Origin of the sequence: uncultured Granulicatella sp. (assembly GCF_963521425.1) — a bacterium.
GTDB lineage: Bacteria > Bacillota > Bacilli > Lactobacillales > Aerococcaceae > Granulicatella.
Window position 1 is genome coordinate 1 of the sequence record NZ_CAUQUN010000017.1, and the last position, 16,814, is coordinate 16,814.

The following is a 16,814-nucleotide window of genomic DNA, read 5'->3' on the forward strand; positions in this document are numbered from 1 at the left end:
GTACTTCTGGTTCACCTTTTTCTGTTATCACACCTTCTGGTAATTCTGGTCGTACTTCTGGTTCACCTTTTTCTGTTACAACACCTTCTGGCAATTCTGGTTGAATAGCTGGTTTACCTTTTTCAGATACCATTCCTCCAGGTAAATAATAAGCTGTTAAAATTGTATCTTTTTCAACAACTGGTAAAACTGCTTGAATAGATTCAGTTTGAAGACGAATTTGATATTCTTTTTCAATAGATAAATCACTTAAATCATAAGGATTTAAAACTAAAACTAAACGATGACCTTTTTCAACTTTATATACATTTGGTTGTAAGTACATTGTATATTCATGGAATTCTCCAACTTTTGGTTCAATAGAATCTGTTGAAGAACTTGACTCATATTTAGAATTTGGGCTTGCTAAGTTAATCCAACCTTTTGCAATAACTTTTTGTTTAGTAGGAGCTGTCTTAAAATTCTTCACATCTAAGTTTTGAAGTGTTCCACCTTGCCAAAATGCACCTGCAACTCCAGTATCATTCGCACTACCATCAACTACAGCATTAAATTCTTCATCTGAAACATCCATTAGAACTCCAAACATTTGGAAATTATGACCTTCCCCTTTTTCAAGGGCTGCTTTAAAGGTAACTGGAATATTCCCTTTAATCGTTACATCTTCAGACACTTCTGCTGCATAACTTGCATTCGATTTTGAAGAAACTCTTGAAATCTTTTCAAAGCGATTTTCTTTATCTAATTTTGCACTAGCATAATCACTAGAAATAACTGTTTCTTTTTCTTTGTTATTTGCTTTTAATACTAATTGATGTTCACTTTCCCAGCTGCTATATTCTGTCCAATGATTCACATTATTATTATCTTGAACCATCACAGGTGGTAGTGATTCTACTTTGTTATCGACATTATATAAGAAATGAGAGAACCATTCATTTAATAAATCATAGTAATCCTGACCATTTCTTTGGATACCAAAATTATGAGACATTGCTGCTGGATAAACATGATTCCCTTGGTGAAGATACATTTTTGTTAATACTCCAGCTTTTTTCAATGCTTGATACATTAATTCAACATGTTTTGTCTTCACATTATCATCATTTAAACCATGAACTAACAATGCTGGAACTTTTAATTGAGGAGAAACTGTATAATCTCTTTCTTTCCAAACATCACTATAGAAATGTTCATGAGCATTTTGATCATGATTTAATTGATTAATATAGGAAGAATAATTATTCCAAATTTTATACCAATCTGCTTGTTCAAACATACGACTTGTTACATAAATGGATAGCCAAGATAAGTTACTAAATGGTTCAGAACTATATGGTGTTCCTTGACTATTAAAGTAATCATACCAAGAAGCAATCCCTGCTGCTGGTACAATTGTTTTTAATCCTTGAACTCCTGTCGCTCCTACTCCGAAAGTAGAAGTACCAGCCCAAGATAAACCAGTCATGCCGACATTTCCATTTGCCCAATCAGCTTTAATTTCGATATTATTTTCTCTATCAGTATAAGCTCTTCTTTTACCATTAATCCATTGAATAATATTTTTAAAGGCTCCAATTTCTAAATCCGATCCAACAGTATTATACCCTTCTGATTCTTTCGTACCTAACCCTGCACTTGAAACAAATACATAGCCACGAATTAAGAAATAATCGTACCAGTTTAAATCTTCATAATCATTAAATCCTTCCCACTCATTATAATAATACCAAGAAGAAGAACTTGCATTTTTAGCTGCTTCAAGAGTAGATTGTACGCCAGCAGGTACTCTACGTTTCGGTTTCAAACGTAACCAACTCATATCATAAGTACCATCCGTTGGTAAATTATGACTTTCTAATGTTACATGGTTCTCATCTAATGTTCCTGCTACATAAGGTCTTGCTTCAAAAATTGTAGAAGCTTTGTAATCCCCTTGAGCTACAGCTTTTGGCATTTGAACGATTGCTTTAACAAGGTCACGTTTTCCATCTCCATCTGTATCATAATCTGTTTCTACAAATACAGGGAAACGAACAATATCACTTTTATCAAATGAATACTCATCCGGATTTAATTGACCTGTTGAATAAGGGAAAATTGGCTGAGCTTTCCCATTTAAGAATAAAGGTGATTTCTTTTCAGAACGATAAGCATCATGAAGTTTCTGAGCGATAGAAACTAATGAATCGAATTCTGTAATCACTTGAGAAATATCTTCACCTGGTTGAATCAATCCTAAGCTTTCTGCAAATCGTAATTGGTCACTTTCAGTTTGTCCAATTAGTTTTTGAGATGTATCCGCCCATTGTAATAATTCTAATACTGCTTCTTTTTTCGTTACTTGGCGATTCGCAAAATTAGGTTTCCCTTTTTCTTCTAATTTAGGTTTTGAACTAGCTGCACTATCTTCTCCAACTTTAGGAGTTGTTACTTCACTCGTTGGTGTTGTAGCAGTATTTGAACTAGTTTCCTCCGCTAACACTCCTCCATTAGAAAATAATGTCATCAATAAGATTGCGGAAGCTCCCACTAGCTTCCAATTCCATCCACGTTTTTTAATTTCCATGGTATATCCCCCTTGTAAGAATGCGCTTTCTTAAACACAGATTAACACCTTTCAACTATACAGTCAAACAATGTTGTTCACGCTTACATTTTTCTCAACCAAAAAACTTCCCGCAGTAGTAAAAGTACCAGTAGCCAATAGCGTGGCTACTGGTACTGGGAAAAATCGAGACCAAGGCTCGATTTTTAGCAATGAGACTCGCATTGCGAGGCTGCTTGCGTCCCTTACTACTTACAGGGAAGTCATATAAATATTATTTAGTTGCTGTTTCGGAAACCAACTCAATTTGATACAACTCAGATTTAGCATCTTTCGTACCAATTTCAGAATTCATGAATTTCACACGTTTGTTCACAGCTGTTACAGATTCACCAATTAAAGTTGGGAAAATGAACGCTTGATCGTGAACATATTTTTGCCATTGTTTAAAGAACTCCACATTCTTCGCTTCATCAAACGCTTCAGTCGAACCTATCTTGCCAATAATCTCATTACCCTCTGGACTTACAAAACGAGAGAAGTTGAATTTAGCTGTTTCACCAAATAAGTTGGCTGGGTTTGGATCATAACCAATTCCCCATCCACCGGCAAACATATCGATTTCCGGATCATCCGCTTGAATTTTATCATAGAATAGACTTGGCTCAAGTGTGCGACCTGTATATAGTTTAATATCTAAGCCGACTTCTTTAAACCATAGTAGATATTGTTGGATTAACGCCTCATTTGCATCATCACGAGTACGGGCTGCAAAGTTAACCGATAATTTAGAACCATCTTTGTTTTCACGTAATCCATCACCGTCTGTATCTTTATAACCAGCTTCATCTAATAATTGTTTCGCTTTTTCTGGATTATAATCAAATCCTTCTTGATTTGGATTATACACATCTTTAAAGGATGGAATAATAATTGAATTTGTACCTCGTTGTAATCCATTAAAGATACTTTCCCCAGAAGCATTATTGTCAATAGCATAAGCAATAGCTTGACGTAATACTGGATCACTCATTTTAGCATTTGGATCTGTAATATTTTTGCCTTGCTCTTTATCAAATTTACCTAAATGGAACGCGATATATTCATATTGAGAAGCAAATGAACTAATAAAGGAAACATTTGTTAAATCTTTGTACGCTTCAAATTGCGAATTCGGCATTGATGCAATATCATAATTACCCGATTTCACTTGAGAAACAACTGTATCAGGAGACACAACTTCCATCACAACTTTATCAACTTTTGAACGACCTTTATAAAAATGTTCATTCGGTACTAATGTTACTGATTCACCTGGAACAATTGATTCAATTTTAAATGGTCCTACACCTACGCCTTTTGTTCCACGAACATATTCACTTTTCTCCCATTCAGTGATAGGAATCGCAGAGAAGATATGTTTTGGTAATACATAGGATGGTAACGAACCTCCTGCTAATTGCATTGATGGACGCATTTGTTTGAAATGAATTTTCACGGAGTAATCATCTAATTTTTCTACCCCAGAAATTGAACTAGCTTCACCACTATGAAATTGTTCCATCCCTTCAATATTTTGATAATTACCATTGTATCGAACACCTGTATAATCTTTATTTCCAATTGCTTCAATTGCAAAAATATAATCGTCAATTGTTAGAGGTTGTCCATCTGAAAATTTATAATCTTTAGAATTTAATGTAACAGTTGCTGTTTTCCCTTCAATATCAAATTCAACGGATGCTAAACCTGTATTGGTTAAGCGACGGTTATCATCAAATTCAAATAATGTATTGTCAATTTGAGATGTAATTTGAGAATCAACAGAATCTGATGCTAATTCATCCATAAAGATTCCTTTAAAAGGAGCGGGTGAAACAATCGCGTATTTTAATGTTCCTCCTTTAATAGGTGTTCCTTCGTGTGTTACCTCTGATGCAAATTTCATTTTTGGTTGTGGTTTTGCACTTGTAGTAGTTGCATCACTTGTTTGTCCTTTCCCTCCACAAGACGCTAATGTTAAAGCTACGGCTGCAGTTGATAAAAATAATAGACCTTTTTTCTTCATAAAATCCTCCAAATAAATCATTTCGAATGAACTCGAAAAAAATAAGAGACCATAGTGGTCTCTGTATACAAAAAGACCACGTAAGTTCTATTGTATTAGAATCTACGTGGTCGAGTTCATTCATGATTTTAATTTGCCACATAGATACAATTTCACGACAATGAAGGTTGTATCTATATGTACAAAATGTACGTTAAGAACAACCTGTATCTAGTGGCTTTGCCAACGAGTATTTAATTGTAAATGTAATTTGAATACTTGATGCATGTTCTTAACTCCTTTTCGTATAATGTCGTTATTATGCACTGATTTTAAACTATTGTCAACAACTTTTTTCTGAAAAAACAATAAAAACATAGACTCCCCGTAGTAGCTTGGCCATGAGATTCACTTTAACGAATCTGCTAGCGTCCTCCGCTACTTACAGGGAAGTCATATTCCTAAACGCACCCTTATAAATGAATGCAAAAAACATAGACTTCCCGCTGTAGTAAGAGTACCAGTAGCCACGCTATTGGCTACTGGTACTGGGGAAAATCGAGACCAAGGCTCGATTTTTAGCCACGAGATTCGCTTCGCGAAGCTGCTGGCGTCCCTTACTACTTACAGGGAAGTCATATAAAAATATACTAATTTTTAATTATTTAGTAGCTGTGTCTGAAACAACTTCAAGTTGGTATAGAGCAGATTTAGAATCTTTATTACCAATTTCAGAGTTCATGAATTTCACACGTTTGTTCACGGCAGTTACAGAATCACCAATTAAAGTTGGGAAGATGAACGCTTGATCGTGAACATATTTTTGCCATTCTTTGTAGAATTCTACATTTTTAGCATCATCAAATGCTTCAGTTGAACTAATTTTAGCCATGATATCGTTACCTTCTTGGCTTACGTAACGAGCAAAGTTGAACTTAGCAGATTCACCGAATAAGTTAGATGGGTTTGGATCATAACCTGTTCCCCATCCACCAGCAAACATATCGATTTCTGGGTCATCAGCTTGAACTTTTTCATAGAATACATTTGATTCAAGAGTACGGCCAGTGTAAAGTTTTACATCTAAACCGATTTCTTTCCACCATAATAGATATTGTTGGATTAATGATTCGTTTGCATCGTCACGAGTACGCGCTGCAAAGTTGATTGATAATTTAGAACCATCTTTGTTTTCACGTAATCCATCACCATCAGTATCTTTATAACCAGCTTCATCTAACATTTGTTTCGCTTTTTCTGGGTTATAATCAAATCCTTCTTGATTTGGATTGTAAATGTCTTTGAAGAATGGGATGATGATTGAGTTTGTGCCACGTTGTAAACCATGGTACATACTTTCACCAGCTGCATTAATATCTAAAGCATAAGCAATTGCTTGACGTAATACTGGATCTTTCATTTTAGCATTTGGATCAGTTACGTTTTTACCTTGTTCTTTATCGTATTTACCTAAGTGGAATGCGATATATTCATATTGAGAAGCAAATGAACTAATGAATGAAACGTTTGTTAAATCTTTGTATGCTTCATATTGAGCACTTGGCATTGAAGCAACATCATAGTTACCAGCTTTCATTTGAGAAACAATTGTATCTGGAGAAACAACTTCCATTACAACTTTATCTAATTTAGCACGACCTTTGTAGTAATGTTCGTTTGGTACTAATGTTACAGATTCACCAGGTGTGATTGATTCAATCTTGAATGGTCCAAGGCCTACACCTTTATTTCCACGTACATAGTCACTCTTTTCCCATTCAGCTACTGGAATCGTTGAGAAGATGTGTTTTGGCATTACATAGTAAGGTAAAGCTCCCCCTGCTAATTGCATTGAAGGACGCATTTGTTTGAAGTGAAGTTTCACTGAATAGTCATCTAATTTTTCTACCCCAGAAATTGAGCTAGCTTCACCACTGTGGAATTTATCCATACCTTCGATGTTTTGATAGTTAGAGTTATAACGAACACCTGTATAATCTTTATTACCAATAGCTTCAATTGCGAAGATATAGTCATCAATTGTTAAAGGTTGTCCGTCTGACCATTTGAAGTCTTTTGAATTTAATTTAATTGTTGCAGTTTTACCTTCAACGTCAAATTCAATAGAACCCAAACCTGTATTTGTTAATTTACGGTTTTCATCGTATTCAAATAATGTAGTATCAATTTGAGATGTAATAGATGAATCTGTTGAATCTGATGCTAATTCATCCATAAATAATCCTTTAAATGGAGATGCTGAAACTAATGCGTATTTTAATGTTCCACCTTTAATTGGTGTACCTTCATGCGTTACTTCAGATGCATATTTAGTTTTTGGTTGTGGTGTTCCACCTGTTGTTGTTGAATTACTAGATTGTCCTTTTCCACCACATGCTGCTAATGTTAAAGCTACAGCTGCAGTTGAGAAAAATAATAGTCCTTTTTTCTTCATATTTCCTCCTGTCTGCCAGACATATATCAGAATTGTCTGACAATTAAATTAACTTCCTATACTTTAACAGTTTCTTAACAAAAAAGCAATCATTTTTTCTTAATTTTTTTCATTTTTTTTATAGAAATTTTATCATTTCTTATTTAACCTTTAGCAAAGCTGTTTTTTAGACAAAAAAAGAGACGATTGAACTCGTCTCTTCTGAATACTATTCTTATTTATTTAATGGCGTTAAAGCAATGAATGCTTCGATAGACTCTGCTACTTCTGCCAATGCTTTCTTCCAGAATTCTGGAGTACTTACATCTACTCCTAAAACTTTAGCAGTATCTTCTACACTTGATACAGTAGTTGCACGAAGTAATTCTTGATATTTTTCAACAAAGCCTTCTGGTTGTTCTTGATAAATTGCATATAATCCTTTAGAGAATAATCCACCAAATGCATATGGGAAATTATAGAAACTTAAACCAGTGCTATAATAATGCGGTTTACATGCCCACATATATGGATGTAAGTAAGCTTGATCTAATCCATCACCGTAAGCTTCTTTTTGAGCGGATAACATCATTTCTTCCAAATCTTTAGAGAACATAAATGATTGTTCACGATTTTCAAAAACAGCTGACTCAAATAAATAACGAGAATAAATATCGACAATAATTTGTGTTGTATCTTGTAATTGAGATTCAATTAATGCGATTTTTTCTTCATCACTTGCTTCTTTAATCGCTGTATTCATAATGATGTTTTCATTAAATGTTGAAGCTGTTTCTGCAACTGGCATTGAATAATCTTGATTTAATGGACGGTGATTTTCAATGTGTAATCCATGATATGCATGTCCTAATTCGTGCGCTAATGTGACAACGTCACTTAATGATCCAGTGAAGTTCGTTAAAACACGTGATTGTTTAATCATTGGTAAGTTTGCACAGAATGCTCCCCCAACTTTTCCTTTACGAGGGTAGAAATCAATATAGTGCTTATCAAAGAATTCTTCTGTCATTTCTGCTAAATCAGCTGAGAATGTTTTGAAGTTTTCAATTAAGTAATCTTTTGATTCTTCCACTGTAAATGTACGACTACTGTTTCCAACAGGAGCAAATAAATCATAGAATGGTAATCCATTTTCATGACCTAATAAAGCTGCTTTATGACGTAAATATTTTCTAAAGTTTGGTAAATATTCACGGATTGCTTCTAATAATGCATCTAAAGTTTCACGACTCATACGAGAAGCTTCTAAAGTATGCGCTAATGGAGATTCAAATCCACGTAACCTAGAAGTTGTTAATACTTCTTTTTTAATATGGTTTAATGAGAACGCAATTGGTTCTTTAATCGCATCATACATTTTCAACTCTGCTTCGTACGCTGATTTACGCACTTCTGCATCGCTATCGTATGCTTTTCCACGAATTTCACTTAAAGTAACTACTTCGCCTTTATATTCGCCTTGAGCACTTGACCACATGAAGTCGAATAATTGAGACCAAGCTTTTCCACCACTAATAGACATTTTTGCTAAAACTTCTTCTAACTCATCACTTAATAAGTGAGCTGCATCTTTTTTAGCTTCTTCAAAATAATAACGATATTCTGCTAAGAATGGATTTGTTGTAATATCTGTTTGAATTGTTCCTAAAAATTTTGAAACTTTTGCATAAGTAGCTTGTAAATCAGCTGAAACTCCTGCTAATTGTACTTCTACTTGTGTCGCTGTTTCATGCGTTGTATCTGTCGCTAATGTTAAATGAATATAATTATATAAACGACCTGTTAAAACAGTTGATTCTTCTAATAATTTTACAACTTGTGTAATTCCTTCAATAGAATCTTCTAGTGTTAAACTTTCAAATTTTCCTTTTAACGCTTTATAAGCTTCTACATCTTGTTTAAATTCTTGACTTTCAAATGATGGGTATAAATCTTCTAATGTCCATTCATACATCTTTCATTCCTCCTCTTTTTTCCGTATCTTTTATTATACTGTATCTAATATACTTTTTCCATGATGAGATTAATTTTTCAATGATTGTACAGGAGCTGGAATACGTCCGCCACGGTTGACGAATAAATCACAATTGCCTTCTTTCACTGGCATAATTGGAGCATATCCTAACAATCCACCAAACTCTACAGACTCTCCTACTTTTCCACCAGGAACAGGAATAATACGTACAGCAGTTGTTTTTGTATTAATCATTCCAATAGCAGCTTCATCCGCAATAATTCCTGAAATTGTAGTAGCAGAAGTATCCCCAGGTACAGCAATCATATCTAACCCAACTGAACATACAGCTGTCATTGCTTCTAATTTATCTAATGTTAAAACACCGTTAGCAGCTGCTTCTATCATTCCTTCATCTTCTGAAACAGGAATAAACGCTCCACTTAATCCACCAACTGCAGAACTAGCCATCATACCACCTTTTTTCACAGCATCATTTAATAATGCTAAGGCTGCGGTTGTTCCATGTGTTCCTGTAACAGATAAGCCCATTTCTTCTAAAATACGAGCTACTGAATCCCCTACTGCAGGAGTTGGTGCAAGAGATAAGTCTAAAATCCCAAAAGGAATCCCTAACATTTGACTAGCTTTTTGACCAATTAATTCCCCAACACGAGTAATTTTAAACGCCGTTTTTTTAACAATTTCAGCAATTTCTGTTAAGGATTCAGCTTCATGATTTTCAAGGGCTGCTTTTACAACACCCGGTCCAGAAACTCCGACATTAATCACAGCATCTGCTTCTCCACTACCATGGAAAGCTCCCGCCATAAATGGATTATCTTCTACTGCATTACAGAAAATAACGACTTTGGCACAGCCAAATCCTTCTGGAGTAATTTCTGCTGTTTCTTTAATGATTTCTCCAACTAGTTTTACAGCATCCATATTAATTCCTGCTTTTGTAGATCCAATATTAACGGAACTACATACAATATCTGTTACTTTCATGGCTTCTGGAATCGAACGAATTAACACTTCATCTGAAGGACTCATTCCTTTTTGAACTAAGGCAGAAAATCCACCAATAAAAGATACGCCAATTGCTTTAGCTGCTCGATCCAATGTTTGTGCAATAGAAACATAGCTATCTGCTTTTGTAGCTGCTGCAATTTGAGCAATTGGTGTTACTGAAATACGTTGATTTACAATTGGCACACCATATTGCAGAGATAATTCGTGAGCTGTTTTCACTAAATCTTTTCCAATATGAGTAATTTTGTTATAAATATTTTGATTTAATACATCAATATCCGGATGAATACAATCATGTAAATCAATTCCGATAGTAATCGTACGAACATCGAAGTTTTGTTCTTTTACCATCGAAATCGTTTCTAAAATTTCACTATGTTGAACCATACCTTCACCTAACCAATCCGATGCATCGCTTCAAAAATTTCATGATTTTGAATGCGAATATCCAATGCTAAAGTTTTTCCTTGTTCCTGAATATATGGAGCCAATTCTACAAATGGCATTTTACTTGTTGACACATCTACTAATATTAACATAGTAAAATATTCATCCATAATTTCTTGAGAGATATTTACAATATTAATATTTTGCTCCGCTAATAATTTTGATACTTCATAAACAATACCGACACGATCTTTGCCTACAACTGTTACTACTGCTTTCATATTCTCACTCCTTTTAAAAAGTTGTTTCCATTGTATCGAATTTTCTAAAAAAATCCTAGTTAAAACTATCTTTTTTATTTTCTTCTTTTTCTTTCCAAGCTCTTTTAGTGTATACTACAAGAGAAGACTGAAAAGGAGACGAATATGAAATACGAAGAATGGTTACAATTATTTCCAAATTCTAAAATTATACATCACATTCCAGAAGATACAAAAGACTATGTTCTTCTTTTAGAAGAAAATACTTATGTACAAATTCCTTATGAACAATTAACGAATCGTGAGTTAGCGTTATTAGAAAACTTAAAAAAATCTCCTAAAAAAATAACAACCCAACTTTCACCTTGGCAACATTATTTAGAACAAGGAGGTACATGCCCTGTTCAGTTGGAGAATATTCAATTGATTCATGTATGTTTGATTCAAAAAAATGAGGATTTTAATGAACAAGAATGGTTAGAGATGATGCAAGAGATTTTCGGAGATGTTATCACAAGTTTTTCTTGTTTTCCAAAGCATTATACGATTGTTCTAAAAGCAGATGTTGAGACTATTTCAACTCAAGATTTACAAGCAATTCATGCAACGGTTGAAGAAGATTTTGCGATTTCAATGAAAATCTTCATTGGAAATGTTTGGAAAATATCAGAAGATATTCCGGGAATTTATCAAGCGGAGAAAGCTTTATTTGTAACATATTTGCATGAGTCTAATAAACAGACTTGTCTAGCCTTTGCGCCAATAGTTTTATGGGGATTCACTCAGAAAAAATTAGATTTTTCTCCAATCCCTGAGACTTTGTATAAACAAATGGTTCAGGATGAATTTCCTGATTTGATTGAAGCATTATGGCAAGAGCGTGGAACATTGACGAAGGCAGCGACTCGTTTGTTTATTCATCGAAATACGTTACAATATCGAATTGATCGGTTTGGGCAGTTGACGGGGTTATCGCTGAAGAATATGGACGATTTGACTCTCTGTCATTTCCTTTTAATGCAACAGGAATACTAAAAAATAGAACCCTAATTTCAAATAATAGTATAGGTCGCCAGCAGCTTCGCTATGCGAATCTCATGGCTAAACTTCGAGCCTTGGTCTCGAAGTTTCCCTGTAAAAATATCCTATTCTGGATATTTTTACTTTTACTATTTTGAAATTAGGGTTCTATTTTTTAGTTTCTTTTATATCGGGGCGTTTTTATTGAAGGGGAAACGTACGTAATGATGTTGCAAGAAGTCATCGTTGGTGTCTTATTGATTTCACTATCAAGAACTCATATGGATTTTTCCACAAAAAAAGACGACCGGAGTTGTTGTGTTTCATAAAATTGCTCCTGATTTACTTGTGTAGAACAATCCGTCATTTGCTTCAAACCATTCGTTTTCAGACATAACACCTAATGCATAAAAATGATAAACTTCATTATTTGATTTAATCCATGCATTTGTTACAATTGTTTCTTAAAAAAATAGCCCCGAATCTTCGAGGCTATCTTCGACCAGTTATAAATGAATGTCCAAATTACACAAGAACTGGAGCTTTTTCAGTTTTAACTTTTTTCTCTTTCCCTTTTATTGTAATTTTACCTTTTGTAGCACCAATAGTAACTTGTTGTCCGAAGCGGATTTCTCCACTTAACAATGCTTCACTTAATGGATCTTCAATTTTCTTTTGAATAGCACGGCGAATTGGTCTTGCTCCGTATTCTGGATCAAATCCTTCTTCTGCTAATACATCTAATACTGCAGAAGTAATTTTCACGGTAATATTCAATTCTTGTAGTCTTGAAGTAATTTCTTTTGCCATAATGCCAACGATTTGTCTTAATTCTTCTTTTTGAAGTTTATGGAAGACAATTGTTTCATCAATACGGTTTAATAATTCTGGTCTAAATGAATTTTTCAATTCTTCACGAATCCGTTTTTCCATTGCATCATGGTTTTGTTGAACCGTTTTTGCTCCGAATCCTACCGATTTTTCTTCACGAAGAGCCACAGCTCCTAGGTTTGATGTCATAATAATAACTGTATTTCTGAAGTCCACTTTTCTTCCTTTTGAATCTGTTAAATGTCCATCATCTAATACTTGTAATAAAATATTAAACACATCTGGATGAGCTTTTTCAATTTCATCTAGTAAAATAACGGCATAAGGACGTTGACGGATTTTCTCTGTTAATTGACCACCTTCATCAAATCCAACATACCCTGGAGGTGAACCAACTAAACGGCTAACGGAATGTTTTTCCATATACTCAGACATATCAATTCTGACTAACGCATCTTGTTCCCCAAACATTGCTTCTGCTAAAGTTTTCGCTAATTCAGTTTTACCAACACCTGTTGGCCCTAAGAATAAGAATGAACCAATTGGACGACGTGGATCTTTTAATCCACTTCTTGCACGACGAATCGAACGAGCAACAGCACTCACCGCTTCAGATTGACCAATGACACGTTTATGTAACACAGATTCTAAGTTAATTAAACGTTCGCTTTCTTTTTTCTCCATTTGTTGAAGAGGAATTCCTGTCCATTGAGAAACAACTTCTGCAATATCCCCTTCTCCAATCGAAGCAATATAATCTGTTTTTGGTGAAGATTCTAACTTTTCAACTAATTTTTCTAACTTAGCTCTTTTCGCTAATTCTTTTTTACGGAATTTAGCAGCTTCATCAAAGTTTTGATGTTGAATTGCTTGGTTTTTCAATTGTTCAAACTGTAAAATTTCTTCTTCTAATAAAACGATTGGAGAAACTTTTGTTGTAACGTCTAAGCGAGCTTTTGCGGCTGTTTCATCCATTAAGTCAATCGCTTTATCCGGAAGGCGGCGTGAAGTAATGTAACGTACAGAGAGTTGTACGGCTGCTTGAACAGCTTCATCTGTAATTTCTACATGGTGATGCGCTTCATAGTGTTTTCTCAAGCCTTTCAAAATTTGAATACTATCTTCCGCTGTTGGTTCTTCCACATGAATAGAAGCAAATCTACGTTCTAAAGCGGCATCTTTTTCAATATATTTTTGATACTCATCTAAAGTAGTAGCCCCAATCACTTGTAATTCACCACGAGCTAATGCAGGTTTTAAGATATTCGAAGCATCAATCGCTCCTTCTGCCCCACCTGCACCAATTAAAGTGTGTAATTCATCGATAAATAAAATCACATCTTGTTGCGTATAAATTTCTTCGATGATTTTTTTCATTCGTTCTTCAAATTCACCACGGTATTTTGTTCCGGCTACTAATGCACCCATGTCTAACATCATTAAACGTTTACTTGCAATTTCTTCTGGAACTTCACCGTTTACCATTCGTTGGGCTAATCCTTCTACAATCGCTGTTTTACCAACACCAGGTTCCCCAACTAATACCGGATTATTTTTTGTACGACGGCTAATCACTTGAATCATACGACGAACTTCTTCATTTCTACCTATTACTGGATCTAACTTCCCTTGTCTAGCTAGTGCTGTTAAATCTCTGGATAAGCTATCCAATGTTGGTGTTTTATCTTTGGCACTGTTACCAGAAACTTGCCCTTTTGTAGAACGAGCTTTTGAAGGTTGAATTCCAATTTTTTCATAGATTGTCTTCATTAATTCTTCTAATGAAATATGATTGTCACGCATAATTTTAGTTGCTAATACTTCTTCTTGAAGTAAGCCTAATAATAAATGCTCCGTTCCTACTTGAGGAATTTTTAAGCGTTTTGCTTCTTCTGTAGCTGCAACAACAACTTGTTTTGCTCTAGGTGAGTAAGGCATTAAATATGGATCGATTTCTTTACGATTGCTACCATAACCTGTTAATGCTTCAATTTCTTGACGAACAATGTCTGCCGTTAATCCTCGCTCTCTTAATAAGATTCCAGCGATTCCTTCTTGTTCAATGACTAGACCTAATAATAAGTGCTCTGTACCAACCGCTTGATGTCTAAAAGAAATTGCTTCCCTTGCAGCTAATACCATTGCACTACGTGCTTTATCAGTAAACATTTCACTCATTCACGTCACCCCTACTTATACTTTAAACTGGTTAATATATTTTTCATCATATTACTACGAAGTTGATCGCTACATTGCTCTAATTCTGTTAAAGATTCTTTCGACATTGCAATATTCAACAACTGTGCTTCTCTTTTTGAGAGGAGCTCATTATCATATAAATTTTGTAAAATATGATTAGCTTGTTTGATGGATAATTCTTCTGGAACAACTTCTAATAATGCATCAATAATATCCATATCATCTACTAAATTCACTTTCATGATACGAATATAACCACCACCACCACGTTTACTTTCAACAACATAGCCTTGTTGAACTGTAAATCGTGTATTAATTACATAATTAATTTGCGATGGAACACAATTGAAACGATCCGCAATTTCACTACGACGAATCTCAACTTTCTCTTGTGCTACTAAAACGTTTTTTAAATATTCTTCAATAATATCCGACATATTTGACGGTTGCATACGAACTCTCCTCTCTTTTGACTTTCTTTGACTTTAATTATACAAAATAAATTTCTCTTTGCCAATAAAAAGTACTCCATCTGGAAAAATTTGTTACAATTTATTCAAAAAATCCTGTCAGTGATTTCTCACCAACAGGATTTGATAAACTATTCAATTAGAACGGATAATCTCCTTCGCTTAAAGCACGAATAATAGAGAGAATCATTTTAGGATTCACTTGTTTTTTTATTAGATACTTTTCTAAATCTTTCAAAGAAGAATGAGGATGCTTTTCCATAAACTCTATCGCAAATGTCACAGCCCATTGAAATGCTTCTAGTTCAATATCAACAATATCATCTTCCCTATCTTCTGTAGTTACTTTTGAAGATTCTCGAATATCATTTAAATTGTAATCGTCAAATTCGTCATATTCATCAAATTCGTCAAATTCATCAAACTCTTCAAAATCTAGAAAAGGTGAATCAGATGTCATCAAATGATATAAATGTTCAAATGAATACGTATCAATAATAGATTCTTCTGTACCGATATGAAATTCAAGTTTAAAAATATTCATTAACGGATCTAAACTATCTTTTAAAAATGGTGCAAAAATTCCTCTTGTAACCCATCGAACTGGAATAAATTGTAATTCCATATATAATTCCATCAGTACATGTTGAATATGACGAGGATCTAACTCATCCAATGGCTCTATCATAATCACTTCTTCATCAGAAGCAACCACTAAAATATAATGAGGCCCTTTTTTCTCTTCTTTTCCATAAAAATGAGTCGGAGAAAGCATGAAACGAATTTCAAATGTTACAGGAACTGTTAATTGAATATTTTTTTTTAATCTAAAAACGGAGAATTCTGGAATATACAGTTTTGGTTTTTCCCCTTTATATCCAATAAACTCTTCATAAGAGATTTCATCTTCAAACTCAATAATCTCACCTTTTTCATAAATACTTTTTTTTGTATTTTGATTATAAATAATCTTAGGTAAAGTATTTTTCTTAATTTTTTTTGGAGTAGATGCTAATAAAGCAAGGTTCCCTTCTTGTATTAACCAATTTATGACTTTTTTGCATAAAGTCAGTTCTGAACCTTTTACATTTCTTGTTAAAAGTTTAGAATCATTTAAACTCAAAATTAATGGGTAAAGTTTCTTTTTTTTACGAGTGATACCAAGTTCTCTTAAGTTATTTTTTTGACTTTCGGAAATGAATTGTAATGGAACAAAAATAATTTGTATACCTTTACGCAATCCTTCAATTTCATCCATATCCTCTTCCGTTTCAGCCATTTCTAAAATATATTGTTCTGCTTTAATTCTTTGCTGATATTCACGAATATCTTTATGGAAAAATGCCGCAAACTCTCCCTCCTTATTATGCATTAATTGCACAATAAATTGGATCTTTCCAGTCTGATTACAAATCGCTGCAGACATTAATTCATTCTCTATCTCTACTAAACCATCTAGAACTTGATATAAACCGTTATAGATTTCTTCCATCCTTTCTCACTCCCCATTCTTTAGTTATCTTTATTTTACTATGGTTTCGAACAAAAGACTATATATTCCGTAAAATTCAAAACTACATACTGTCTCTCTTTCATATGTAAAAAAGC

At 34.0% G+C, this 16,814-nt stretch carries 11 protein-coding genes; 1 reads left to right on the top strand and 10 read right to left on the bottom strand.

Annotated elements, in window-relative coordinates; all coding sequences use genetic code 11:
* The 6 genes from RWO76_RS05500 to RWO76_RS05525 form a co-directional block, all read right to left on the bottom strand.
* On the bottom strand, positions 1–2,569 hold a 2,569-nt coding region (locus RWO76_RS05500; protein ID WP_314354668.1), incomplete at its 3' end, for a CocE/NonD family hydrolase.
* 253 nt (positions 2,570–2,822) lie between these two features.
* The gene (locus RWO76_RS05505) at positions 2,823–4,616 is read right to left on the bottom strand and encodes an oligopeptide ABC transporter substrate-binding protein (RefSeq protein ID WP_314354669.1); all 1,794 of its coding nucleotides are present in this window, start codon (positions 4,614–4,616) and stop codon (positions 2,823–2,825) included.
* A 640-nt stretch (positions 4,617–5,256) separates the two neighbouring features.
* Positions 5,257–7,050, bottom strand: a complete 1,794-nt coding sequence (locus RWO76_RS05510; protein WP_314354670.1) for an oligopeptide ABC transporter substrate-binding protein — start codon at positions 7,048–7,050, stop codon at positions 5,257–5,259.
* A 214-nt stretch (positions 7,051–7,264) separates the two neighbouring features.
* The gene (locus RWO76_RS05515; protein WP_314354671.1) at positions 7,265–9,004 is read right to left on the bottom strand and encodes a M3 family oligoendopeptidase; all 1,740 of its coding nucleotides are present in this window, start codon (positions 9,002–9,004) and stop codon (positions 7,265–7,267) included.
* A 69-nt stretch (positions 9,005–9,073) separates the two neighbouring features.
* A complete protein-coding gene (locus RWO76_RS05520; RefSeq protein ID WP_314354672.1) occupies positions 9,074–10,426 on the bottom strand; it encodes a PFL family protein in 1,353 nt (450 codons plus the stop codon).
* 8 nt (positions 10,427–10,434) lie between these two features.
* Positions 10,435–10,707, bottom strand: coding sequence for an ACT domain-containing protein (locus RWO76_RS05525; protein WP_314354673.1), 273 nt, complete (start codon positions 10,705–10,707; stop codon positions 10,435–10,437).
* A 144-nt stretch (positions 10,708–10,851) separates the two neighbouring features.
* Here RWO76_RS05525 and RWO76_RS05530 point away from each other — a divergent pair, with 144 nt between their 5' ends.
* Entirely contained in the window at positions 10,852–11,721 is an 870-nt protein-coding gene (locus tag RWO76_RS05530; protein ID WP_314354674.1) for a helix-turn-helix domain-containing protein, read from the top strand.
* A 308-nt stretch (positions 11,722–12,029) separates the two neighbouring features.
* Here RWO76_RS05530 and RWO76_RS08820 read toward each other — a convergent pair whose 3' ends face one another.
* The 4 genes from RWO76_RS08820 to RWO76_RS05545 form a co-directional block, all read right to left on the bottom strand.
* On the bottom strand, positions 12,030–12,164 hold the full coding sequence (locus RWO76_RS08820; protein WP_399543119.1) for a hypothetical protein: 135 nt from the start codon (positions 12,162–12,164) through the stop codon (positions 12,030–12,032).
* Positions 12,165–12,231: 67 nt separating this feature from the next.
* Positions 12,232–14,715 carry an ATP-dependent Clp protease ATP-binding subunit gene (locus RWO76_RS05535; RefSeq protein ID WP_314354675.1) on the bottom strand — a complete coding sequence of 828 codons (2,484 nt, stop codon included), beginning with the start codon at positions 14,713–14,715 and terminating at the stop codon, positions 12,232–12,234.
* Positions 14,716–14,726: 11 nt separating this feature from the next.
* Complete coding sequence (locus RWO76_RS05540) at positions 14,727–15,188, bottom strand: CtsR family transcriptional regulator (RefSeq protein WP_314354676.1); 462 nt, start codon at positions 15,186–15,188, stop codon at positions 14,727–14,729.
* A gap of 157 nt (positions 15,189–15,345) precedes the next feature.
* On the bottom strand, positions 15,346–16,698 hold the full coding sequence (locus RWO76_RS05545; RefSeq protein ID WP_314354677.1) for a hypothetical protein: 1,353 nt from the start codon (positions 16,696–16,698) through the stop codon (positions 15,346–15,348).
* Positions 16,699–16,814 lie beyond the last annotated feature (116 nt).